This is a genomic window from Micromonospora sp. DT46, assembly GCF_049841735.1.
In the GTDB taxonomy this organism is placed as follows: domain Bacteria; phylum Actinomycetota; class Actinomycetes; order Mycobacteriales; family Micromonosporaceae; genus Micromonospora; species Micromonospora reichwaldensis.
Genome location: NZ_JBNCKW010000002.1, coordinates 724,775 through 746,583, shown reverse-complemented (window position 1 = coordinate 746,583; position 21,809 = coordinate 724,775). Strand labels below are relative to the sequence as shown.

At 73.9% G+C, this 21,809-nt stretch carries 21 protein-coding genes and 1 pseudogene; 12 read left to right on the top strand and 10 right to left on the bottom strand.

The window, feature by feature from the left end; genetic code table 11:
• The first annotated feature begins 121 nt into the window (after window positions 1-121).
• A complete protein-coding gene (locus ACLQ20_RS07840; RefSeq protein ID WP_358121500.1) occupies window positions 122-556 on the top strand; it encodes a hypothetical protein in 435 nt (144 codons plus the stop codon).
• Window positions 557-560: 4 nt separating this feature from the next.
• On the opposite strand, the gene ACLQ20_RS07835 is transcribed toward ACLQ20_RS07840, so the two are convergent.
• From ACLQ20_RS07835 to ACLQ20_RS07805, 7 genes are read right to left on the bottom strand one after another with little or no spacing between them, the layout of a single operon-like run.
• Window positions 561-1,163, bottom strand: a complete 603-nt coding sequence (locus tag ACLQ20_RS07835) for a hypothetical protein (RefSeq protein WP_358121502.1) — start codon at window positions 1,161-1,163, stop codon at window positions 561-563.
• A gap of 13 nt (window positions 1,164-1,176) precedes the next feature.
• Window positions 1,177-2,346, bottom strand: a complete 1,170-nt coding sequence (locus tag ACLQ20_RS07830; RefSeq protein WP_358121504.1) for a M23 family metallopeptidase — start codon at window positions 2,344-2,346, stop codon at window positions 1,177-1,179.
• Window positions 2,343-2,900, bottom strand: a complete 558-nt coding sequence (locus ACLQ20_RS07825) for a hypothetical protein (protein ID WP_151455497.1) — start codon at window positions 2,898-2,900, stop codon at window positions 2,343-2,345. The genes ACLQ20_RS07830 and ACLQ20_RS07825 overlap by 4 nt, the downstream gene beginning before the upstream one ends.
• Complete coding sequence (locus ACLQ20_RS07820) at window positions 2,897-4,855, bottom strand: MFS transporter (RefSeq protein WP_425854712.1); 1,959 nt, start codon at window positions 4,853-4,855, stop codon at window positions 2,897-2,899. The genes ACLQ20_RS07825 and ACLQ20_RS07820 overlap by 4 nt, the downstream gene beginning before the upstream one ends.
• A gap of 1 nt (window position 4,856) precedes the next feature.
• Window positions 4,857-8,276 carry an ATP-binding protein gene (locus ACLQ20_RS07815; protein WP_425854710.1) on the bottom strand — a complete coding sequence of 1,140 codons (3,420 nt, stop codon included), beginning with the start codon at window positions 8,274-8,276 and terminating at the stop codon, window positions 4,857-4,859.
• A 49-nt stretch (window positions 8,277-8,325) separates the two neighbouring features.
• On the bottom strand, window positions 8,326-8,688 hold the full coding sequence (locus ACLQ20_RS07810; RefSeq protein ID WP_089003089.1) for a hypothetical protein: 363 nt from the start codon (window positions 8,686-8,688) through the stop codon (window positions 8,326-8,328).
• Between the two features lie 13 nt (window positions 8,689-8,701).
• On the bottom strand, window positions 8,702-9,016 hold the full coding sequence (locus ACLQ20_RS07805) for a hypothetical protein (RefSeq protein ID WP_121401588.1): 315 nt from the start codon (window positions 9,014-9,016) through the stop codon (window positions 8,702-8,704).
• A gap of 343 nt (window positions 9,017-9,359) precedes the next feature.
• Between ACLQ20_RS07805 and folP the strand changes: the two genes are divergently transcribed.
• The 7 genes from folP to ACLQ20_RS07770 all read left to right on the top strand — a co-directional run bounded on the left by folP (window position 9,360) and on the right by ACLQ20_RS07770 (window position 13,991).
• Window positions 9,360-10,280, top strand: coding sequence for a dihydropteroate synthase (gene folP / locus ACLQ20_RS07800; protein WP_425854708.1), 921 nt, complete (start codon window positions 9,360-9,362; stop codon window positions 10,278-10,280).
• A complete protein-coding gene (gene folB / locus ACLQ20_RS07795; RefSeq protein ID WP_151456509.1) occupies window positions 10,277-10,642 on the top strand; it encodes a dihydroneopterin aldolase in 366 nt (121 codons plus the stop codon). Before folP ends, folB begins: the two co-directional genes overlap by 4 nt.
• Window positions 10,639-11,166, top strand: a complete 528-nt coding sequence (gene folK / locus ACLQ20_RS07790; protein WP_151456510.1) for a 2-amino-4-hydroxy-6-hydroxymethyldihydropteridine diphosphokinase — start codon at window positions 10,639-10,641, stop codon at window positions 11,164-11,166. Before folB ends, folK begins: the two co-directional genes overlap by 4 nt.
• Window positions 11,167-11,185: 19 nt before the next feature.
• The gene (locus ACLQ20_RS07785; protein WP_425854705.1) at window positions 11,186-11,728 is read left to right on the top strand and encodes a DUF3180 domain-containing protein; all 543 of its coding nucleotides are present in this window, start codon (window positions 11,186-11,188) and stop codon (window positions 11,726-11,728) included.
• A 121-nt stretch (window positions 11,729-11,849) separates the two neighbouring features.
• Complete coding sequence (locus ACLQ20_RS07780; protein WP_425854704.1) at window positions 11,850-13,064, top strand: ABC transporter permease; 1,215 nt, start codon at window positions 11,850-11,852, stop codon at window positions 13,062-13,064.
• A gap of 54 nt (window positions 13,065-13,118) precedes the next feature.
• Entirely contained in the window at window positions 13,119-13,433 is a 315-nt protein-coding gene (locus ACLQ20_RS07775; RefSeq protein WP_151456512.1) for a hypothetical protein, read from the top strand.
• 60 nt (window positions 13,434-13,493) lie between these two features.
• Window positions 13,494-13,991, top strand: a complete 498-nt coding sequence (locus tag ACLQ20_RS07770; protein ID WP_151456513.1) for a hypothetical protein — start codon at window positions 13,494-13,496, stop codon at window positions 13,989-13,991.
• A 12-nt stretch (window positions 13,992-14,003) separates the two neighbouring features.
• On the opposite strand, the gene ACLQ20_RS07765 is transcribed toward ACLQ20_RS07770, so the two are convergent.
• Entirely contained in the window at window positions 14,004-15,005 is a 1,002-nt protein-coding gene (locus tag ACLQ20_RS07765) for an ABC transporter ATP-binding protein (RefSeq protein ID WP_151456514.1), read from the bottom strand.
• Between the two features lie 2 nt (window positions 15,006-15,007).
• On the opposite strand from ACLQ20_RS07765, the gene ACLQ20_RS07760 reads away from it, so the two are divergent.
• The 4 genes from ACLQ20_RS07760 (at window position 15,008) to ACLQ20_RS07745 (ending at window position 19,554) form a co-directional block, all read left to right on the top strand.
• On the top strand, window positions 15,008-15,694 hold the full coding sequence (locus ACLQ20_RS07760) for an ABC transporter permease (protein ID WP_327029835.1): 687 nt from the start codon (window positions 15,008-15,010) through the stop codon (window positions 15,692-15,694).
• Entirely contained in the window at window positions 15,691-16,413 is a 723-nt protein-coding gene (locus ACLQ20_RS07755) for an ABC transporter permease (RefSeq protein ID WP_151456516.1), read from the top strand. Before ACLQ20_RS07760 ends, ACLQ20_RS07755 begins: the two co-directional genes overlap by 4 nt.
• A gap of 321 nt (window positions 16,414-16,734) precedes the next feature.
• Window positions 16,735-17,739 (top strand): glycine betaine ABC transporter substrate-binding protein, encoded by a 1,005-nt coding sequence (locus tag ACLQ20_RS07750; RefSeq protein WP_151456517.1) that lies wholly within the window; start codon window positions 16,735-16,737, stop codon window positions 17,737-17,739.
• Between the two features lie 156 nt (window positions 17,740-17,895).
• A complete protein-coding gene (locus ACLQ20_RS07745) occupies window positions 17,896-19,554 on the top strand; it encodes a hypothetical protein (protein WP_425854700.1) in 1,659 nt (552 codons plus the stop codon).
• Window positions 19,555-19,625: 71 nt separating this feature from the next.
• Here ACLQ20_RS07745 and ACLQ20_RS07740 read toward each other — a convergent pair whose 3' ends face one another.
• Both ACLQ20_RS07740 and ACLQ20_RS07735 read right to left on the bottom strand, forming a co-directional pair.
• The gene (locus ACLQ20_RS07740) at window positions 19,626-20,795 is read right to left on the bottom strand and encodes an NADH-quinone oxidoreductase subunit D (protein WP_192581633.1); all 1,170 of its coding nucleotides are present in this window, start codon (window positions 20,793-20,795) and stop codon (window positions 19,626-19,628) included.
• Window positions 20,792-21,667 (bottom strand): annotated as a pseudogene (locus ACLQ20_RS07735) (SAM-dependent methyltransferase); the annotation flags it as partial. The pseudogene ACLQ20_RS07735 and the gene ACLQ20_RS07740, both read right to left, overlap by 4 nt.
• Between the last annotated feature and the right edge of the window lie 142 nt (window positions 21,668-21,809).

Genomic DNA, 21,809 nt, shown 5'->3' with positions numbered 1-21,809 from the left:
AGTGCAGCCCCCCGCCGGTTCCCAGGTCTCCCGCGTACCGGCGCAACGGCCCCCCTCCGACCACCTGGCGCCGCCCTCGCCGGCCCCGGTGCCGGAGCGGCCACGGCGGCGGCTGCGCACCATGGTCACCGTGGTCGCGAGCGTTGTCGCGGCACTCTGCCTCGGCGGAGTGGCCGCCGGATTCGTGCTCTACAACCGGGCTGCGGCCCCGGACCGTGGATCGCCGGACGTTGCTGTCGTCAGCTACTTGCAGGCCGCGCTTGTTTCGCGTGACCAGAATCGAGCTCTGCTCTTCACCTGCGCCGGCCCACTACAGTCGATCGAGGATCTGCGGACTCAGATCGAGCGACGTGAACGGGAACTCGGTACAAGCTTTTCGATCAATATCGAGAACATCGTAGTGGTCATGAACGGCTCATCAGCGGCCACGGTGACGGCCGTCATTCGTCGTAGCGCCACCGTAGACGGGGTGCAACAGAGCCTGACCGACCCTTGGCGCTTCGAGGCACAGGACAAAGACGGGTGGCGGGTCTGCGCCGGAACGCCGGAGAGTTGAGTCCTCACTCAATCCAGAGCAGATGCACTGGAACCTCCAGTGTGGTGGGTGACTGGCCTCGCCAGGCCCAGCGGTACCACTCCACCTCCGGCGCAACCCGGACGCAGATGTCGCCCTCCGCGCCGGAGTAGGTCTCGGTGACGGCTCGCAGGTCCCGGTGCTCGACGGAGTCGACGACGTGCACCACTCGGCGGCCCGTGACGGCGTGCGACTCGAAGACCGGGGTCGGGGCGCGGTGCGGCGGGGCGTCCAGCGAGACCAGGCGGACGCCCGTCTCGCGATCCATCGACGCGTCCGGTCGCCGGGCTCCCACCGTCTCCACCCACACCCGCTCGACCGGGACCAGCGGGGCGAAGACCTCTACCTGGTCGAACTCCGCCCTGTACCACTCGTGCTCGGGGATGACCGGCACGTAGGTTCGACTGCCCTGTACCACCCGGTCGTCGGCCCGAAGATCAGCGCGCCAGCCCAGCCCGGGCAGGCCGACCAGCACGCGCTGCCCACGCAGCTCGACGCGTCCGGTGGCCGGCACGATCTCGATCGGCCGGGGCGGTCGGGGCGCCCAGTCCGGATGGTCGGCGAACGGGTCGGGAAGCGGGTCGCTCATGACGGCGAGCGTCTCATCCCGCGCCCTTGAGTGGCGCGCCACGCGAGCGCATGAAGGGCACCGGATCGATGGCGCCGCGGCTGCTCCGGTCCTCATCCTCGTGCACCTCGAAGTGCAGGTGCGGGCCGGAGGAGTTGCCGCTGCTGCCCACCTCGCCGATGACCGTACCGGCCTCGACGAGTTGGCCGACCTTGACCCGGGGCTTGCTGACCATGTGGCAGTAGCGGGTGATGAACCCACCGGCGTGCAGGACGTCGACGAACCAGCCACAGCCGCCCTTGTTCGGCCAGCCGTCGACGTTGCATGTGCGCCGGCCGCTCTTGTCCGGGTCGCACCGGGAGATCAGGACGCGTCCGGTGGCCGCTACCCGGATATCGGTGCCCTTCGGCGCGGCGATGTCGACCCCGTTGTGCGTGGGACGGCTCGCCGTCTGGAAGCCCGAGCCGACGCCGCCGGGGATGGGAGCCGTCCAGCCGGAGGCGGCGATCTGTCCTCCGGCGGCGCGGTCGCAGGCCTTCCTACCGTCGATCAGCGCGATCCGGGCAGCTCCGCCGGCCAGCGCGTTGACGATCTGGCTGGCCACGTCCTCGTGTTTGGCGTACGCGTCCGGGAAGGCGCTGATCTGCACGGCCTGCGCGGCCCGGGTGAGCGGCATCGTCTCCCAGCCCTGCACCTTGACCAGCTTCTCGTAGAACTTCCGGGAGGCGTACTCGGGCGTCATCCGCTGCGCCACGGTGCCCCAGCCGGCTCGCTGCTGAAAGAGACCGACCGAGTCGTGGTCGGCACCAATTCCTTCGTTCGGCAGATTCCCGGACTCGGCGACGGTCCGGTTAGCCAGGTTGAGAAGTCTGGATTCCTGCATGGCGGTCGCCACAGCGATTACCCACCCGCGGGGTGGCACCTTCATCTCCTGCCCTACCTTGATGATCCTCGCGGCATTGCGGAGCTGACGCTCGCCGTACTGGGATATCCGGGGCATGTCGCCCACCACGTTTACCTGGGATTCCTCCTTACAGTCCTGACTGGCGAACTTCATACCGCTGCCCGCCTCGCCACCCAGTTCCGTGAGGAAGAAGGCCCCAGCACCGCCGGTGCAGCAGAGCAGGGCGAGCGTCGCCGTCAACGCGGCGGCCAGTGCGCCGAGTCGGAGCTGCCGACCGCGCGGTCGCGTCCCGTCGCTCATTTCTGCTCCCAGTCCACGGCATCCACCAGCCATCGCCCGTCGGGCGCCACGAGTTCGAGGCGGAGCTGACCCGTGTCGAGCGGAACCAGCACCTCGACGAAGTTCTCGGCCCGGGACCGGAGAGTGACGTCGCCGTCGACCTGACCGGTCGGCACCCCGGACGGGTCGGCGCCGGCCAGCTTGTCGGTCAGCACCGGGGTGGAGAGGGGACGTAGGCCCTCCTGCCACTGCTCCGCCGTGGTGCCCGGCTTGCCGAGCCAGGCGGCGACGAAGCGTTCGGCGGTCTGCTCGGGCGTCAGTTCGCCGGGGCGGGTGACGGGGGAGGGGGGAGCGCCCGTGGAGAACGCCCCGTCGTCGCCGGCGGTCGGGTCGACCGTGGTGATCGGTTGGTTGGGGCGGTTGCTGAGCCCGGAGGTGGGGTCACCGGGCCCGGAGACCAGCCGTGCCGCTCCGATGATCCCGAACACGAGGACGGCGATGCCGATGGCGACGCCGAACCGGGACCGGAGGACCCGGGTCACCAGGAATTCGATCGCCCGCCGCACCGCGCTCACCGCGCCTCTGAGCGGATCCGGGGAGTGGGCCGGTCAGGCTCGCGGTCCGTGGACCCGGGACGGTAGATGACGAACGAGGGGTTCTCGTCCGGCACGTCCGGCTCCGTCCAGGTGGCCGGCTGCCGCCGCCGGGGTCGAGGGGCGACCGGGCGGGAGGCATCCTTTTCCTCGGAGGGCGCCCCCTTCTCGGCGGCCGACTCGCGGCCGTCGGGCCGCTGCCGCTCCTCCCCGCCGGGTTTGGCGGCATGCCCACCGCGGGTGGCGGCGTGCGCTGGATCCTCCCGCCGGGCCTCGGGCCGGAGGGTGGGCTGCTCCGCCACGACAGCCCGACGCCGGCCCATCGCCGGCTCGGCCGTGCCGCCGGGTTCAGCGACGTCGAGCCGGGCGGCGGTGCGCATGTCCCGGAAGAATCGCCGGTGCCACGAGCCAGCCGAGCTGACCGCCTCGCTGCTGTCCTTGCCGCCCAGCTGGGTGATCCGTCGATAGGGACGCAGCAATAGCCAGCCGACCACACCGCAGAGCCATACCAGCACCACCTGGAGCCAGCCGGGCAGGGTCGGCGTGCTCATGATGAGGTCGACCGCGAAGAGATAGATGGCGGCACCGGTGCCGAAGATGGCGATGTTGAAGACGGCGGCGACCACCGCGTTCGCCAACCGCCGCAACCCGGCGCTGGCCGGCCGCATCAGGCCCACCGTGCCCAGGATCGGCGCGGCGATCACCGCCCAGCGGAAGATCAGGAAGCCCAGCAGCACGAGCAGCGAGGCGGTCAGGTCGAACATCGCGAAGAGAACCGCGGCCAGTACGGCGATGAATCCGGCACCCACCCGGTCCATGTCCCGGACGCCCTGGAGGTACTCGTACGCCTCCGGGTCTTCCTCCTTGATCTGCTCAGCAACCTTCATCCACTGCTGTTGCTTCGCCTCGATGGTGGCTCGACGTGTCGCCGGATTGGCGCGGATCGACTGCGCCTCGCCCCAGGTCAACGACCGGGCGTCGTACAGGGCCTGACCGTATTTCTTAGCAGTCTCGCTGTCCGCCGATCCAAGGACTCCCCGCAACCAGTTCCGGTACAGCATGGATTCGGTGGCGGTGTCGCTGGCTCGGACGGCGGGCTTACGGTTGTCCTTGCACCGTTCCGGGTTTGGATCGATGCACCGGCCTGGACCAGGCTCCTTCATCTGTGGCCCCACGGCGTCGTGTACCACGCCCAGGGTGGTGACGAGGGTGCCGTCGGCGATGTTGGCCGACTTGACCGGCCAGGCAGCCAGGGCGGTCACCGCCACCATCACCAGCAGGGCCCAGCCCGCCGTGGTCATCGCGTTGCTCATGTCCGACTGGCGGGAGCGCCAGAGCAGGTACAGGCCGACCACGCAGAGGGTGACGATCCCGAAGACGCTGAACACCTTCTGATAGACGGCCTTGGTCGCCTGGTCCACCAGCGGATCGGCCCAGCCCCACATCGAGCGCGGGTCCCAGGCGCGTTCCCGCAGGGCGTTGGAAGCGCCGATCACCGCAGTGGCAATCATGAATTCGCCGTTTGCGACGGTGGTCGTGAACTTGTAATCCGGGTGGAGGACTGTGGAGGCGCAACCGATGTCGTACGTCGTGTAGCTGTACCCGGCGTATCCATAGAGGCTGTATCTGCCGGTGACGCCGGTAGTTGCTTCGGGCGGCGAGCTGGCGAACCAGCCAGCCAGACCTGCATCGGGAGCGCCAGGCGTTGGTGGCTCGAGACACTCTGCCCGGGCTGCTGACACGTCCTTCAGTTTGGCGACGCAGGCGCGGAAGTCGGCCTGCCACTCCGGCGTGGTGCAGAGCTCGGCCTTCGCCTGGGCGGTCAGCGGTGCGGGGGCGGCCGCCATGGCGCCGACGGCCGGCCAGCCGATCGTGGCCCCGGCGAGTACGCCGAGCGCGAGCAGGAACGCCGCCAACCGTGCCCGGGCCCGCGCCATGTCACGCCTCCATGTTCGGCAGGATTGCCGGCAGCACCCCGGCCGCCGTGGCGATCGCGGCGGGGGTGGTGTCGAGGTGGTCCAGCAGCCCGTCGACGTACGAGACGTCGACCCGGACCTTCTGCACCCGGCCGTCGACGTCCCGCATGACGAATTCCCGGAAGCCGAGCCGGCTCGAACTGGTGGCGTCGGCGGTGGAGAGGGAGGCCAGGGTGGCCTCGTAGCCGTCGTTGACCGGCACCCGCAGCAGGCGGAGCGCTTCGGAGGCGATCTCCGCGTCCTCGGCGATCCGGCCGACGAAGACGGTCGAGACCAGGTTCTGCACGTCGAGGCCGAGGATGTCCCGCGGGTTCTGCGAGGCGACCAGCGCGGCGAGGTTCCACTTGCGGGAGTCGCGCGCGAGCCGGACCAGGAACGACCGTCCGGAGCGCCACCCCTCCATGAAGTGCGCCTCGTCCAGGCCGACCAGCTTCCGCGACGACATCGAGCCGCCGTAGCAGCGGCGTACGGCGAGCCGGTGCGCGGTGTGCAGCATCGGCAGGGCCAGCGCCTCCTCGGCGGACCAGTACTCCCGCTCGATCTTCAGGTCGGGCAGTCGCAGCCCGGCCATGGTGATCACGGTGAGGGCGGCGTCCGCGCCGAGCAGTCCCTCCGGCGGGCGGCCGAAGAAGAGCATGGCCAGCGGCATCTCGGCGGTGTCGAGCAGCAGGTTGGCCAGTTCCTTGCCGGCGTCGTCGTCGAGCTGGCTGAGGCAGGCGACCACGTCGTCCAGGGTGGAGGTCTCCTCCGCCGGCACCTGGCGTACGGCGTGCCGGAAGAGGGTGGCGGTGGACGCCTCCCGGGCGACCTGCGGGGGCACCAGCATCATGCAGATGTCCTGCACCAGCATCCGCCGCTCGGCGCGGGCGTTGGAGACCGCGATCTCGAACTCCCGGTCGCCCGAGGCCCCGGTGCCGAACTCGCTGCGCAGCGGCGTCGGGATGAGCGAGTACGGGGCCAGGGTGCCGTGCTCGGAGCCGGTCAGGTTCAGCACCCGCGCGTACGGCCGCAGTTCCGGCATGGCGCAGAGCCGGGCGAGCGGGCCGGACGGGTCGAGCAGCGTCACCTGGACCCCGCGTCGGGCCGCGAGGTAGCCGAGTGCGCCGAGCAGGGTGGACTTGCCGCCGCCCGGTTCGGCGACGAAGACGGCGAGCCCGGAGCGTTCGCGTACTTCCATCGGGAAGTGCAGGTCGAGGAAGACCGGCCGACGGCAGGTGCCGGCGGTGCGCCCGATGAGGTCGCCGCGCCGGTCGCCGACGGTGGAGGCGGCCTGGGGGAGCGCGGCGGCGAGCAGGTTGACCGGCATCCGCCGGACGTAGCCGGTGTTGGCGATCGGCTCGCCGGGGATGAACTCGCGGGCCAGCCAGTCCTGGTTCTTCGGGTGTTGCAGCGAGATCCGCAGCTCGCGGGAGTAGAGCTGGATCAGCCGGCGGGCCCGCTCCAGGCACTCCTCGCGGTTGCGGCCGCCGACGGCGATCCGGTGCCAGCCGTGCGCGCGGGCGGAGTCGACCGGCAGCCCGGTGGTCATCTCGTCGCCGATGACCAGGGCGCGCTTGGCCAGCCGCTCCAGCTCGGGCGGGGCGTCGATGCCGTGTTCCGCGTAGTCGAGCTGCTGGGAGCGGATCATCCGCAGCCGGTGCTCCAGGTTACGGAAGGAGTCGCCGGAGCCGAGGATGTCGACGCGGGTGGAGAGCTCCATCGGCCACGGCAGCCGCTCGTGGAAGTGCAGCCAGGGCTCGTGCCGCTCGGGGATCTCCAGGGGCTCCATCCGGCCGACCGCCAGCACGGCGACGTGCCGTTCCTCGCCGGTCATCCGGTTGACCAGCTTGACCGTCGAGCCGTACGGGGTGCGGTAGCGCTCGACCTGCTCAGTGAGGGCGAGCAGGTCGCCGCGTTCCCACTGCCCGTCGGTGAGCGGGGAGAGCTGACCGGGCGGCGCCATGCAGAGCGCCACCGAGCGGTAGAGCAGCCACTCCAGTTCCTGTGCCGTGACCCGCCGGCCGCGCATGCCGAATGCGCCCAGCACCTCGTCGAACTGCTCGACGGTGCGGCCGAGCTTGCGGCGCTCGCCCTCGGCGACGCCCCGGCCGAAGGTGCGCAGCAGCCGTTCGGTGAGCGAGTCGCCGAGGGCGCGCCGAGCGAAGGTTACGCCGAGGTAGGTCTGCCCCTCGGCGTGGTTGACCGAGAGCAGGTGCCGCTGCGCGGCCACGAGGTGGTCGCCCCAGCCGGCGGTGCCGGGCACGTCGGGCAGCGGCGCGGCGGTGTGCGCGTCGATGATGCGGGCCCACTCGTCGGCCGGGAAGGGCCGCGTGGTGCGCCGCAGGTGCAGGCGGAAGCCGGCCAGGCCGGCGTACTGCTCGGAGATCGCCGAGAGCAGCGCCTCCCGTTCGGCGTCCGGCCGGAACGCCCAGCGCACCTCGGGCAGCCAGTACCAGGCGGTGACGGTGTTGGGGGTGAAGGTCAGGTGGCCGGCGATCTCGGTGATGGCCAGCTCGACCGCCGGGTCCCGGTCCCCGAACTTGATTTTCGGCGGCTTGACCCGGGTGGGCTTGGTGGGCTTGACGGGCTGGTCGCGCCGGCCGGCGGAGCGCTGGCGCGGCGGCGCCACCTCCCGGCCGGCCCGCTCCGGCGGGCGCTCCCCGGTGCGGCGGGACGTCGGCTCGGACGCCGGGTCCGACGCGGGCGGGCCGAGCGGTGCCGCGTGCTGGCGGGGCGCCGGATGGGACGTCGGCGGTGCCGCCGCGACGGGCGGCACGTCCTCCGCCTCCGCCGGTGGGCGGAGCGTGGGCAGCCGGTCCCCGGACTGGTGCGGTACCCGGGACCTGGCCGCTCGGGCGGGCGGCTCGTACGCGTCGGCCGGGGGCTGGTCGGCGGCCGTCACCCCCGGGGCTGTCCGGTGGGCCGGCTGGCCGGTCCGGGGAGCCGCGTCGGCCGGGTGGCCGGTCCGGTGGGCGTCGGCCCCGTGACCCGCGCGTGGGGGCGGCGGAATGGGGGCGGGAGCCGGCGGGAGCGCCGCCGGGGCCGGCGTGGCGGCGGGCGGCTGCTGGCCGATGGCGGGTTGCTCCCGCCCGCCGGCCCGCTGCGGGGGCGCCGTCGGCCGGGTCGCGCCGGGGCGCGTACCGCCGAACAGGTCGAGGAAGGGCGAGTCGATGTCGGCGCTGTCGGCGGGTTGCGGCTCGGCCGGCGGCGGCGTCCGGCGTGGCGCCGGCCGGGGGGCCTGGAAGACGCCCACGCCACCGTGCCCGGGTGTCGTCACCAGGGCCGGGTCGAGGGAGACCTCGTCCGTCTCGGGATCATCAGGGTAGTCGAACGACCGCGCACGGTTACCGTGCGGGACGGCCGGACGCCCTGCCGGGGAACCCGGCGTGGAACTGCGATTCATACGACCGCCTCATCCGCGTCGTTCGACTGCCTGGTCGGGGTGCGACCGGTCATGCCAGTTCCTCCCGGATCCTGATCCGACTGCCGACCAGGCGGGGGTCCCGCTGCTCCGCGGCCGGCTCCCGGGTCCGTCGCCAGTCGGTCAGCGCGGTGCGGATCACCATGCGCGCGGGCCGGTCCGGATCGACGTACCGGAAGATGAACGAGGTGCTCACGATGGCGAGCGCGATCTCCCAGGCGGGGAAGAGCTCGACCTGCAACGTGAACAGCCAGTGGATGAACATGTAGAGGGGAACGAGCAGCATGAACAGCCCGTACTGGGCGTACGGCAGGTGGACGGGAAGGGTGTAGCCGGGCGGCCCGAGGTAGACCAGGCGAGCCCGGTAGATGTCGTCGTCGGTGCGCAGCCGCATCTCGTGCCCGCGCCTATTCGAAGATCAGGTCGATCAGGTAGTCGCCGATGAAGAAGAGTGTGGCGGCTCCGGCGATGAAGGCGAGCCCGACGATCGCGATCGCCGAGCTGGTGAGGACCTTGGAGATCTCACCCCGGCTGGCGCGCCCGATGAAGATGACGCCCAGCACGGCCAGCAGGATCGGAGCGATCTTGCTGGCGAAGAACGTGACGACACCCTCGGTGTCGATGCCCTTGGGCGCAGGCTCGGCGAGTGGAGTCGACGCCAGGGCGGAGAGCGTGTGGGCGGCGGCGGACGTCGCCGTCTCCATCAGCTCGATGGCGATCACTGGAACCTCCCCAAGTCGCGGCCGGCGGCGCCGCGGTGGTGCAGTAGTCATGCCTGGCGGGAACGGTGCTCCCTATGCGCAGCGTCGGCGACCCTGCGTTCGTTACCCACCACGGAGGGTGGTGGGCTTTGGGCGGATTCTCCCGCTTCGGCCCTCCCTCCAGGCTTCGCCATCTCGATGCCGGGCAGTTCCAAAGCGTACGGGCACCCACTGTTTGCGACAAGCCGCGAAGAGTCTGCCCGATCCGACCGGGACGACCGATCGTACACCCGTTCGAATGCGCATGTCATCGCCCTCGACCCGGTCCGTCCGGGGCGCTCCGGCCGACCGGTACCGTCTAGCCGTGACCGATCTGGTACGGGCCTCGGACCCGGTGGTGATGGGCGTCCTCAACGTCACGCCCGACTCCTTCTCCGACGGCGGACGGTACGCCGACCTCGACGCCGCCGTCGGACACGGCGTGCGGCTGCGGGCCGACGGCGCCCACCTGGTGGACGTCGGCGGCGAGTCCACCCGGCCGGGCTCCGACCGGGTCGACGCGGCGACCGAGACGGCCCGGGTGGTGCCGGTGATCCGGGAACTGGCCGCCGCCGGCGTGCCGGTCAGCATCGACACCACCCGCGCACGGGTCGCCGAGGCGGCCCTCGCCGCCGGCGCGGCCGTGGTCAACGACGTCTCCGGCGGCCTCGCCGACCCCGACATGGCCCGGGTCGTCCGCGACGCCGGCTGCCCATGGGTGCTCATGCACTGGCGGGGCCACTCCCGGGAGATGGGTGAGCTGGCCCGCTACTCCGACGTGGTCGCCGACGTGCGCGCCGAGCTGGGCCGCCGCGTCGACGAGGCGCTGCGGGCCGGCGTCGCCGCCGACCGCATCGTCGTCGACCCGGGGCTCGGCTTCGCCAAGACGGCCGCGCACAACTGGGAACTGAGCACCCGCCTGTCCGAGCTGCTGGACCTCGGCTTCCCGCTGCTCTTCGCGTCCAGCCGCAAGTCGTACCTGGGGCGGCTGCTGGCCGGCCCCGACGGCACCCCCCGCCCCACGGACGGCCGCGACGTGGCCACCGTCGCCACCAGCCTGCTCGCGGTGGCGGCCGGCGCCTGGGGCGTACGCGTGCACGACGTCCGGGCCACCGTGGACGCCCTCGCCGTCTGGCAGGCCACGGGCGCGCCCCGCCTGGCGCCCGCCGCCACCGGTGGGGCCCGGGCGGCCCACGCCGGCGCCGGCCGGGCGGACCGCACCGCCGACCACGGAGGAGACCGATGACCGACCGGATCCAGCTGACCGGCCTGCGGGCGCACGGCCGGCACGGGGTGTACGACTTCGAGCGCGCCCAGGGCCAGGACTTCGTGGTGGACGCCGTCCTGGAGATGGACCTCGCCCCGGCGGCCCGCTCCGACGAGGTGGGCGACACCGTCCACTACGGCGAACTGGCGGAGCGGCTGGTCGCGGTGGTGACCGGCGAGCCGGTCAACCTGATCGAGACGCTCGCCGACCGGCTGCTGGCCGTCTGCCTGGCCGATCCCCGGGTCGAGGCCGCCACGGTCACCGTGCACAAGCCGGAGGCGCCCGTCCCGCACGCCTTCACCGACGTGGCCGTCACGATGACGCGGCGGCGGGACCGGTGACCCGCGCCCTGCTCTCGCTGGGCAGCAACCTCGGCGACCGGCTCGCCCACCTGCGCTCCGCCGTCTCGACGTTCGGCGACAGCGTGCTCCTGGTCTCCGGCGTCTACGAGACTCCACCGTGGGGGGACGCGGACCAGCCCGCGTACCTGAACGCCGCGCTGCTCGCCGAGGACCCGGCCGCGACCCCGTACGACTGGCTGGAGCGCGCCCGGGCGGCGGAGCGCGCCGCCGGGCGCACCCGCGACCCGCAGCGGCGTTTCGGGCCGCGCACCCTGGACGTGGACGTCATCGCTGTGTGGGCCGACGGCGACGAGCCGGTGCTCAGCGACGACCCGGAGCTGACCCTGCCGCACCCCCGGGCCCACCTGCGGGCCTTCGTGCTGCGGCCGTGGATCGACCTCCAGCCGTACGGGCGGCTGCCCGGGCACGGCTGGCTGACCGACCTGCTCAACGCTCCTCCGGTGGCCGACGACGCGCTGGATCTGCGCCCCCGGCCGGATCTGGCGATAGAGTCGACGGCATGACCAAGTGGAGCCGGCCGGCATGACGCAGGCGCAGTCCCCGCGACCGGGCGGGACGGGCCCCGAGCGGTCCCGGATGGGCCCCACCCGGATCTCCACCCTGGTGGTGGCCGCCCTCGGCGCCGCCGCGGTGGCCTGGTTGCTGATCAGCACCCTCTACTACGACTACCTGCCGGAGCTGCCCTGGCTGCCGGTGGTCACGCTCGCCACGCTGGCCGTGCTGGAGGCGTACGCCGCCGTGAACACCCGGGGGCGCATCGAGCGCAGGCCGGGCCGCGAGCCGGTCAATCCGCTGCTGGTGGCCCGGTTCGTGGTGCTCGCCAAGGCCTCCGCGCTGGCCGGCGCGATCTTCACCGGGTTCTACGCCGGGCTGACCGGTTGGCTCTTCGTGGAGCGTACCGACGCCGCGATGGGCGACCGGCCGATCGCCGGCGCCGGCCTGCTCGCCGGGTTGGCGCTGACGGGGGCGGCGCTCTGGCTGGAGCGCTCCTGCCGGGTTCCCGAGCAGGAGGACGACGAGGACCGCGAGCCCGGCGGCCGGGAGGGCCGCCCCGGCCCGCGCTGATCCCGGGGGGTTACGCCCGGCCTCCCGCGCGGGTACGGTGCCTGCGACCGGAGAGCAACGCCGCCCCGGTCCGCCCGCGCGTCGGACCAGGCTGGACGGCGGCCACGTGGGAGGCGGCGTCATGCGGTACGACGAACCGGGGCGTGAGCCGTCCCCCGAGCCCTCGTCCGGCATCCCCGCCTCCGTCCTGGAGAACGTCTTCGACGACCCCGCGCACGGTGAGCCCGGCCGCGACCGGTTCGCCGTGCACGTCGTCTGGGAGCTGCTGCTCCTGGCCGCGTCGGTCGTCCTGGCGTACCTGCTCTGGCGGGAGGAGCCGGCCGCGCTGCGCGGCGACGGGCTGCGTTCCCTGCTCCTCGACGCGGTCGTGCTCGGGCTGCTGGCGCTGGCCGCCGGGCTGACCCTGCGTACGGCCGCTGTGAACCTGGCCGTCGGCCCCGTGGCGGTCGCCGCCGCGCTGCACGTCGCCGAGCAGGGCGACCGGGGCGTCAGCGCCGCCGCCGGCCCGGCCCTGCTGGTCGCCGCGCTGGGCGGGATCGCCCTGGCGCTGGTCGTGGTGGTGCTGCACGTGCCCGGCTGGGCCGCGTCCCTCGCCGCCGCCGCCGGGGTGGTCGTGTACATCCAGCAGCGCTCGGCGTCGGTCCTGCCGCAGGGCGACTACGACCCGGAGCGCGGCGCGCTGCACCTCTTCGTCGGGTTCGCGGCCGTCGCGGTGCTCGGCGGTCTGTTCGGCTCGGTGCGGGCCGTCCGCCGGGTGGTCGGCCGGTTCCGCCCGGTCGTGGATCCCGCCCGCCGTCGGGGCGCGGTGGCGGCGGTGGTCACCTCCGGTGCGCTCGTCGGCTCCACGGTCCTGGCCGCGCTGGCCGGCATGCTGACGGCCAGCCGGGACACCGCCCCGGTCGCGCCGGACCCGGGGCTGGACTGGACGGTGCTCGCGGTCGGCCTGGCGCTGCTCGCCGGCACCAGCGCCTACGGCCGGCGGGGCGGCGTCTTCGGCACCCTGCTGGCGGTCTGCCTGGTCACGGTCTTCTCCGCGTACGCGCAGGCGCGGGGCTGGACGGTGAGCCGGTGGGCGGTCGGCGCGGCGGCGCTCGGCGTCGGGCTGCTGGCCACCCGGCTGGTCGAGGCGTACGGGCGGCCGGCGACCGGCGCGGCGGCGGAACCGGTCCCCGCCGGGGACGGCCGGATCGGCACGGGCTGGACGGCGCCCCCGGCGGACCCGGTCGGCGACTGGCCGCCCGCCGTGCCGAGGCGGTCCCCCGAGAGCCCGGTGGACCCGTGGAGCGACCCCGGCTGGGAGAGCGGCCCGCGCCGGTGGGACGCCGGCGAGCGGTGAGCCCGCGCCGCGTCCACCGGGCCGGGAGTGATCTCGCCGGTTAGGCTCGGCGGCATGACCGACACACCATCGTCCTCCGCCGGCCCGTCGTTCGAGGAACTCGACGCGCTGTCCACCGAGGAGCTGCGGGAGCGGGCGTTCGCGGTCGCCCGGGAGCGCCACGACGTGCGCTTCTTCTGGTCCGTGCTGCGGCACCTGCCGAACGCGGACGAGGCCGCCGTCCTCGACGGCGCGCCCAACTCGGTCGGGCCGACGATCGACGAGGCCGCGGCGCTGTGGCGCGAGCTGACCGGGCACGGCTACGAGGAGTCGGCGCCGCTGCTGCGGGCCGCGTTCATCGACTACCTGATGAAGCACCCGCGACAGTGACGGCGACCGCCGGCCCCAAGCAGGTTTGCCCCCCGCGGTCCGCCGGGAACTGAGCCGATCATGGCGCTCACCAACCCGTCACGCACCGGCGGTCGCTACGGGACGGCGGCGGGCACGGGCGCGCTCGCGGCGCTCCTCCTGGTCGCGGTCTGCGGCAGCCCGGCGTACGTCGGCTGGGCCGCCGGCACGGACCCGAACTCCGCCGGCGGCTGGTACCTGCAACTGCTCTCCTGGCCGGCGTGGCTCTTCAACGGCGACGGGGCGACCGGCAACCTGCTCGTGGCGAACCTGCGGGCCGTCCTGCTGGTCATCCTCGCGGCGCTCTTCCTCTACCTGCTGCCCACCTCGCAGGTGGCCCGGGTGCAGGGGTCGGGGACGCAGTTCTTCTCCGGCTGGGCCGCGTACGTCCTGGCCGGCGGCTTCGCCTCCCTGATCGCCGCCTTCCTCGGCCCGGAACCGTCGCTGCTCACGGCGATCCAGGCGGGCGGCGCCGGCGCGACCTACGGTTTCCTGTCCGGGTGGATCATCGGCGTGGCCAGCCTCGGCGGGCGCGCCTGACCGGGCTGCGCCTCACCGCTCGGGCGCGCCCAGTTCGAGCAGCCGCGCCCGGCTGAGCACGCCGACGGGCCGCCCCCCGTCGGTCACCACGACCCGGTCCGCGGCCGAGGTCAGCAGCACACCCAGCGCGTCGTACGCCGAGCCGCCGAGCGGGATCGTCGGCAGCTCGGCCACCCCGGTCTCGGGCAGCGGTTCGACGGCCTCGCCGGTGACGGGGGTGACCGCCAGCCGGCGGATGCCCCGGTCGGCGCCCACGAACTGCCGCACGAAGGGCGTGGCGGGCGCGCCGAGCACGGCGGCCGGGGTGTCGAACTGCTCGAGGCGCCCGCCCTCGGAGAGCACCGCGATCCGGTCGCCCAGCCGGACCGCCTCGTCCAGGTCGTGGGTGACCAGCACGATGGTCTTGCGCACCTCGGCCTGCAACCGGAGGAACTCCTCCTGCAACCGGGTCCGGGCGATCGGGTCGACGGCCGAGAACGGCTCGTCCATCAGCAACACCACCGGGTCGGCGGCGAGGGCCCGGGCGACCCCGACCCGTTGCCGCTGACCGCCCGAGAGCTCGTGCGGGTAGCGGCGGCCGAACGTGGCCGGATCGAGCCCGACCAGTTCCAGCAGCTCGTCGACCCGGCTGCGGCTGCGCTGACGGGGCCAGCCGAGCAGCCGGGGCACGGTGGCGACGTTGGCGCTGACCGTCTGGTGCGGAAAGAGCCCGACGTTCTGGATCACGTAGCCGATCCGGCGGCGCAACCGGACCGGGTCGACCCGGGTGACGTCCTCGCCGCCGAGCAGGATCCGGCCGCCGGTCGGCTCGATGAGGCGGTTGACCATCCGGAGCACCGTGGACTTGCCGCAGCCCGACGGTCCGATCAGCACCGCCAGCTCGCCGGCCCTGATGTCCAGGCTCAGCTCGCGTACGGCCTCGGTGCCGTCCGGGTACTGCTTGCGGATGCCCTCGAGCGTGATCGACGCCGCGCGCGGTTCGGCGGGGGCGGTGCCCTCCGGGGTAACGTCCACACATGTCCTTCCGCCTGAGCTACCGGGCCGACCCGGGTAACCCGTGGTTCTCCTGGCAGTACGTGCGGGACAACTCTGACACGATCCTCGCCGCCGTGCGTGAGCACACCTCGCTGACCGCTCGCGCGGTGCTGATCGCCGCCCTGATCGCGCTGCCGCTGGCGGTGGCCGCCTACTGGTACCGCTCGCTCGCCGGGCCGGTCCTGGCCCTCACCGGGGTGCTCTACACGGTGCCGTCGCTGGCGCTCTTCGCATTCGTCGCCCCCTACCTGGGCATCGGCGCGGCGACCGCGCTCAGCGTGGTGGTCCTCTACGCGCTCCTGGTGATCGTCCGCAACGCCGTCGCCGGGCTCAACCAGGTGCCCCCCGAGGTCCGCGAGGCGGCGGAGGGGATGGGGTACGGCCGCTGGGGCCGGCTGTTCCGGGTCGAGTTGCCGCTGGCACTGCCGGGCATCCTCACCGGCCTGCGGTTGGCGACCGTCTCCACGGTGGCCCTGGTGACCGTGGGCGTGGTGATCGGGCGCGGCGGCCTGGGGCAGCTCATCTTCGCCGGCTTCCAGAACAACTTCTACAAGGCGCAGATCATGACGGGGACGCTGCTCTGCGTCCTGCTCGCCCTGGTGCTCGACCTGGTCCTGGCCGGTGCGGGCCGGCTGCTGACCCCGTGGCTGAAGGGGCGGTCCCGGTGAATCCGGTCGAGGCGGCGGTGGTCTGGCTCAACGATCCGCTGAACTGGACGAACCCGGGTGGCGTCCTGGAGCGGCTCGGCGAGCACCTGTCGATGTCGGCGGCGGCGGTGGCGCTCGGCTGCCTGGTCGCCTGGCCGATCGGGCTCTGGCTCGGGCACACCGGCCGGGGCGGCGGCCTGGTGGTGCTGGTGTCCAACGTGTCGCTCGCTATCCCCACGCTCGCCCTGCTCACCATCCTGCCGCTGACCTTCCTCGGTTTCGGCCGGCCGTCGGTGGTGGTCGCGCTGGCCGTCTTCGCCGTGCCGCCGCTGCTGGCCAACGCGTACACGGGGGTGCGGCAGGCCGATCCGGAGGCCCGGGACGCGGCGCGCGGGATGGGCTTCTCGGGGTGGCAGTTGCTGCGCCGCGTCGAGCTGCCGCTGGCGGTGCCCTACCTGGCGGCCGGGTTCCGCACGGCGGCGGTGCAGGTGGTGGCGACCGCCGCGTTGGCGTCCTTCGTCAACGGCGGCGGACTGGGCCAGATCATCCGGGCGGGCTTCGGCCTGGACATCGCCGCCGGCGGCGGCCAGATCATCGCCGGCGGCGTGCTGGTGGCCGGGCTCGCCATGCTGCTGGAACTGGTGCTGGCCCTGGTCGAGCGGCTGGTCACGCCGCGCCCGCTGCGGGCGGACCGCCGTCGGGCGCGCCGCCGGGCGGCGCAGGCGGTGGCCGGCGGCTGAGCGTCGGCCGCCCACCCGGATTCCCTCGCCGGGTGGGTTGCGTGGCCGTACCCGGCCACCGTTGCACGGGGACCGGAACACCTGGACGCCACGGACCCCGGAACACCTCGATGACGGGGTGGCGCGGCTGACTTCCGGTGACGATCCGGTGACAAACCTCGCCTCGGGTTGTCGGTCCCGCGTGGAAGATGTTGGGGTGGGAAACCGGGCGGCCGCAACGCGAGCCGCCCGTGGGACACAGCGGGCGGCCGGACGGAGATCGCCCGTCGGACACGCGGCCGGCCCGGCAGGGTCGCGCCGGGACACGGAAGGCGGGCACTGATGCGCGCTCGTACACGCCTGGCCGTCGGTGCGGTGGGAGCCCTCGCCGCGGCGGGGCTGCTGACCGGCTGCGGCGACGCCGGCTCCTCCGGCACGGACGCCCCGGAGCAGGCGGCCTCGGGCGCCGGCTGCGCGCCGGTCGCCGGTGACCAGCTCGTCGTCCTCGACGACGACAAGAAGCTCCAGAACACCGACAACGTCATTCCGGCGGTCAACGCCGACGCGGCCAACCCGCAGTTGATCGCGGCGCTGGACAAGGTCTCGGCCGCGCTCGACACGCCGAAGCTGATCCAGTTGAACAAGGCGGTCGACGTCGACCGCAAGACGGCCCAGAAGGCGGCCGAGGAGTTTGCGGCGGCCAACGGCGTCACCGCGGGCATCGCCAAGGGCCCCGGTGGGCAGATCGTGATCGGCGCGGCCAACTTCACGGAGAACCAGATCCTGGCCGAGCTCTACAAGATCGCCCTGACGGCCGCCGGCTACGACGCCAAGGTGCAGCAGATCGGCAACCGCGAGCTCTACGAGCCGGCCCTGGAGAAGGGCGAGATCCAGGTCGTCCCGGAGTACGCGGCGACCATGGCCGAGTTCCTCAACACCAAGGCCAACGGCAAGGACGCCCAGCCTGTGTCGTCGCCGGAGCTGGAGAAGACCGTCGCGGCGCTCAAGGCGGCCGGCGACAAGGCGGGCCTCGTCTTCGGCACGCCCGCCGCCGCGCAGGACCAGAACGCCTTCGCCGTGACGAAGGCGTTCGCCGACAAGTACGGCGTCAGCACGCTCTCCGAGCTGGCCGCCAAGTGCTCGGGCCAGGCCACGGTGCTGGCCGGGCCGCCGGAGTGCCCGCAGCGGCCGAAGTGCCAGGCGGGGCTCGTCCAGGTCTACGACTTCAAGGCCGGCTCGTTCAGCTCGCTGGACCAGGGCGGCCCGCAGACCAAGAACGCGCTGAAGACCGGGGCCGCGAGCGTGGGCCTGGTGTTCTCCTCGGACGGCGCACTGGCCGTCGGCTGATGCCCGACCGGCCGCCGGTGGCCCCGTGCCACCGGCGGCCGACGGGCGGCCGCCGCGGTCAGCGGTCGACGGCGCGTGGGGCGATCGGCGGCGAAGATGCCGGATGCCCCGTTCACCCTTTCCCGGGCGGGGCAGCTCTCGGTAGGCTCCGGACCCATGCCAGCCCCGGTCGCCCCCGCCGACAAGCGCAGTCCGTCACTGCTTACCGTGCTCTTCTGGATCGGTGTCGCCCTGGCGCCGGTGGCGGCGTTGATCCTGCTCGTCGCCGACGGCAACGGCCCGCTGCGGTTCGCCGCCGTGCTGGCCATCCTGGCCGTCGTCCTGATCGGCCTGTCGATCGCGTTGCGCGCCGACGGTGCGGGCCCGGCCCGCACCGACGAGCTGCTGGACGAGATCGAGGAACTCCGCCGCGAGTTGCGCGGGGAGATCGTGGCCGCCGCCCAACGCGGCAACCAGGCGCTCGACCACGCCCAGCGGGCGCAGGACGAGGTCGCCGCGCTGCGTCGGCGGCTGGACGCGAGCAGCGCCGCGCTGGCCGGCGTCGACGCCCCGGCCGGCGCCGGCCGGGCGCGGGCGTCCGTCGACGACGCGGTCCCCGGCCGCCGGCAGGTGCCGGACCAGGACGACGCGGTGCACCGCCGGGGACGCGCGGACCGGGACGACGAGGAGCCCGCCGGCAGGCCGCAGCCGACTCCGCGTGCCGCGCGGCCCGTGGCCGCCCCGGCCGCCGGGTACGGCACGGACGGGCCGGCCCCGGGCACGGCCGGTGGGTACGGCCCGGACCGGCCGGCCGCCGGCGGAACGGCCGGGGTGTACGGGGCGGCCCGGCCGGCGGAGCCGACGAGCCAGCCTTCGGCCCGTTCGCTCGGGGTGGTGCGGCACACCGAGACCGTGCACGTCACCACCCGGCACACCATCGTGGACGGCGCCGCGTCCGTCCCCGGTGACCGAGGGGCCCGCTACGGCGGCGGGTACGCGGGACGCTGGTCGCCGGAGCAGGAGGAGCGGCCGTGGCCGGGTGAGCCGGACGACCGTTCCTGGGCCGGTCACGGGCGCGGCGAACCGGACGACCGGTCCCGTCACGACGACCGGCCACGCCGGGAAGACGACGTGTCGCGGCCGGGCCCCGGGGCTGCCCGGGACGACCGGCCCCGGCCCGCCCAGCCCGGCGGCCGGGAGCGATCCGGCGAGCGCGACGAGCGGGAGTGGCCGGGGCGGCACGACGAGCGCGGACAGCAGCGGGCCGACCCGGGTCGGGGCGGCGCGGGGGCACCGGGCTGGGATGCGCCGGTCGAAGCGCGCGGGCACGGCCGGGCGTACCCGCCGGACGAGGCGGGGGCGGAGAGCGGGGAGTACTGGTCGCAGTTGCGCGCCGGGGACCGGTGGGCGGCCGTGCGCGACGACGACCGGGGCCGGGAGCTGCGGGTCGGGGAGCGGCGTGCCGAGGTGCACGCGGACGCCACCGGCACCGAGTACCGGGTCGCGGACCGCTGGGCGTCGGTCCGGCGGGACGAGCCGCGCCGGGGTCCGGACCGGGCGGACGACGGGTGGCGCGGCGGCTGGTCGGAGCCGGACGGCGCCCCGGCCCTGCCGGCCGGCGGGGTGCCGGTGCCCGACGAGTGGCGTGCGCCCCGTCAGCGGGGACAGCAGCCCGAGGCGCGGCACGACGCCGGTCAGCCCGAGGCGCACCGCACCCGTCGGGCGGAGCCCGAGCCGCAGCGGTACGGCCGGCGGCAGGAGGAGCCCTACGGCTACCCGCCGCAGGACGACGAGCCCCGCGCGGGCGGAGCCCGCAACGCCGACCGCTGGCGCTGACCCCGGACGGCGGTTCCGACCGGGCAGCCGCCGCGCCGCCCGCCGCGACCGGACGGGCGTACGCGGCCGGGTCACTTGTCGATGTCGCCGACCACGAAGAACATCGAGCCGAGGATGGCGATCAGGTCCGGTACCAGGCAGCCGGGGAGCAGGGTGGCCAGCGCCTGCACGTTCGCGTACGACGCGGTGCGCAGCTTCAGTCGCCACGGCGTCTTCTCGCCCCGGGAGACCAGGTAGTAGCCGTTGATGCCGAGCGGGTTCTCGGTCCAGGCGTAGGTGTGCCCCTCGGGGGCCTTGAGCACCTTCGGCAGTCGGGTGTTGACCGGCCCGGTGAGCCGGTCCACCCGGTCCAGGCACTGCTCGGCGAGGTCGAGCGAGGCGTACACCTGGTCGAGCAGCACCTCGAAGCGGGCGTGGCAGTCCCCGGCGGTCTTCGTCACCACCGGCACGTCCAGCTGGTCGTAGGCCAGGTAGGGCTCGTCGCGGCGCAGGTCCAGGTCGAGGCCGGAGGCCCGGGCGACGGGCCCGGACGCGCCGAACGCGGCGGCGTCCGCCGCGGAGAGCACCCCGACGCCGACCGTACGGGCCAGGAAGATGTCGTTGCGCCGGATGAGGTTGTCCAGGTCCGGCATCCGCCGGCGGACCTCGGCGATGGCGGCCCGCGCCCGGCCGGTCCAGCCGGCGGGGATCTCCTCCTTGAGCCCACCGACCCGGTTGAACATGTAGTGGATCCGGCCGCCGGAGACCTCCTCCATGACCGCCTGGATGGTCTCCCGTTCGCGGAACGCGTAGAACATCGGCGTGATCGCGCCGATCTCCAGCGGGTAGGAGCCGAGGAACATCAGGTGGTTGAGCACCCGGTTCAGCTCCGCGAGGGCCATCCGCAGCCAGGTGGCCCGCTCCGGCACCTCCATGCCCATCAGCCGTTCGACGGCGAGCACCACGCCCAGCTCGTTGGAGAAGGCCGAGAGCCAGTCGTGCCGGTTGGCCAGCACGATGATCTGTCGGTAGTCGCGGACCTCGAAGAGCTTCTCGGCGCCCCGGTGCATGTAGCCGACGATCGGCTCGCAGGCCACCACCCGCTCGCCGTCGAGCACCAGCCTGAGCCGGAGCACGCCGTGCGTGGAGGGGTGCTGCGGCCCGATGTTGAGCACCATGTCGGTGCCGAGCTGATCGCCGCCGGCCCCGGTGCCGACGGTCAGCTCGCGGAGGTCGCCAGCGTCCGTGGTCATGGACGTCATCGTGCCATGAACCGCGCGGGGTCGACGCCGACCGGTTGCCGCAGCCACCAGTGCCCGCCCAACCCGGCCGGGTCGGTCAGCTCGGCCACCGCCGACGCGGCGGCGAGCGCCCGCACGTACCCGGCCGGGTCGCTGGCGGCCAGGCTGAGCGGGGGTCGGCCGCCGTCGGCCCCGAGCGCCCGCAGCGCCTCCCGCTGCGACACCAGGTCGTACGCGCACCGCGCGACCCGGGCGCCGGCGGAGGCGACCGAGTCGACGGCGACGTGCGCGGTGACGTCGCGGCTCCCGTCCGGCACCGGGGGCACCTGCCGCCCGCCCCGGTACCCGGTCAACGTCCCGTCCACGGGCCGGCCGTCCCGCAGGTGCCCGTAGTCCACCGCCAGCGCCAGCCCCCGGTCGAGCTTTCCCACCGCCTCGGCCCAGGCCTCGTCGCGCGTCCGGCCGATCTCGGCTCTGACTGCTGTCAGGGGTTCCAGGCGGTCGCTCCGGGCGGTCAGGTTTGATCCCTCCGCCGATCGGGCCGTCCGGAGCCCCGACCCGGCCGGGCCGGTCCCGTCGATGTCGGCCGCCGGCACCGGCCACCACCGGGTGAGCCAGTCCGCGTCGGCGGGGTCGACCGGGTCGTCCACGGTCTCCTCGCCGGTGGCCGGGTCGACCAGCAGGTAGCGCCACCCTTCGGCGGTGTGCACCGCCACGTCGAGCGGCACGTTGTCCAGCCACTCGGTGGCCACCAGCAGCCCGGTGATCCCGTCGGGGATCTCGTCGAGCCAGTCGATCCCGTCGGGCAGGTCGGCCGGTCGGGGAGCCTTCTCGACCGCGGTGAGGCGTACCCGGGAGGCGAGCGGAACCGACGCGGAGGGCGCGGGACCGGCGGCCGGCGGGCCGGAAGAGGCCGAGGGCCGGGCGGCGGCCGGGGGAGTCGGGGGGGGGGGGGGGGGGGGGGGGGGGGGGGGGGGGCGGGGCCCCCCCCCCCCCCCCGCGGGCGCCCCCCCCCCCCCCCCCCGGCACCAGAAA

Coding starts and splice junctions, on each gene's coding strand:
- ACLQ20_RS07780 (WP_425854704.1), top strand. CDS start 11,850: ATGCGGTACGACGAACCGGGGCGTGAGCCGTCCCCCGAGCCCTCGTCC.
- ACLQ20_RS07745 (WP_425854700.1), top strand. CDS start 17,896: ATGCCAGCCCCGGTCGCCCCCGCCGACAAGCGCAGTCCGTCACTGCTT.
- folB (WP_151456509.1), top strand. CDS start 10,277: ATGACCGACCGGATCCAGCTGACCGGCCTGCGGGCGCACGGCCGGCAC.
- ACLQ20_RS07775 (WP_151456512.1), top strand. CDS start 13,119: ATGACCGACACACCATCGTCCTCCGCCGGCCCGTCGTTCGAGGAACTC.
- ACLQ20_RS07840 (WP_358121500.1), top strand. CDS start 122: ATGGTCACCGTGGTCGCGAGCGTTGTCGCGGCACTCTGCCTCGGCGGA.
- ACLQ20_RS07810 (WP_089003089.1), bottom strand. CDS start 8,688: ATGCGGCTGCGCACCGACGACGACATCTACCGGGCTCGCCTGGTCTAC.
- ACLQ20_RS07750 (WP_151456517.1), top strand. CDS start 16,735: ATGCGCGCTCGTACACGCCTGGCCGTCGGTGCGGTGGGAGCCCTCGCC.
- ACLQ20_RS07830 (WP_358121504.1), bottom strand. CDS start 2,346: ATGAGCGACGGGACGCGACCGCGCGGTCGGCAGCTCCGACTCGGCGCA.
- ACLQ20_RS07815 (WP_425854710.1), bottom strand. CDS start 8,276: ATGAATCGCAGTTCCACGCCGGGTTCCCCGGCAGGGCGTCCGGCCGTC.
- ACLQ20_RS07785 (WP_425854705.1), top strand. CDS start 11,186: ATGACGCAGGCGCAGTCCCCGCGACCGGGCGGGACGGGCCCCGAGCGG.
- ACLQ20_RS07770 (WP_151456513.1), top strand. CDS start 13,494: ATGGCGCTCACCAACCCGTCACGCACCGGCGGTCGCTACGGGACGGCG.
- ACLQ20_RS07835 (WP_358121502.1), bottom strand. CDS start 1,163: ATGAGCGACCCGCTTCCCGACCCGTTCGCCGACCATCCGGACTGGGCG.
- ACLQ20_RS07740 (WP_192581633.1), bottom strand. CDS start 20,795: ATGACGTCCATGACCACGGACGCTGGCGACCTCCGCGAGCTGACCGTC.
- ACLQ20_RS07760 (WP_327029835.1), top strand. CDS start 15,008: ATGTCCTTCCGCCTGAGCTACCGGGCCGACCCGGGTAACCCGTGGTTC.
- ACLQ20_RS07820 (WP_425854712.1), bottom strand. CDS start 4,855: ATGGCGCGGGCCCGGGCACGGTTGGCGGCGTTCCTGCTCGCGCTCGGC.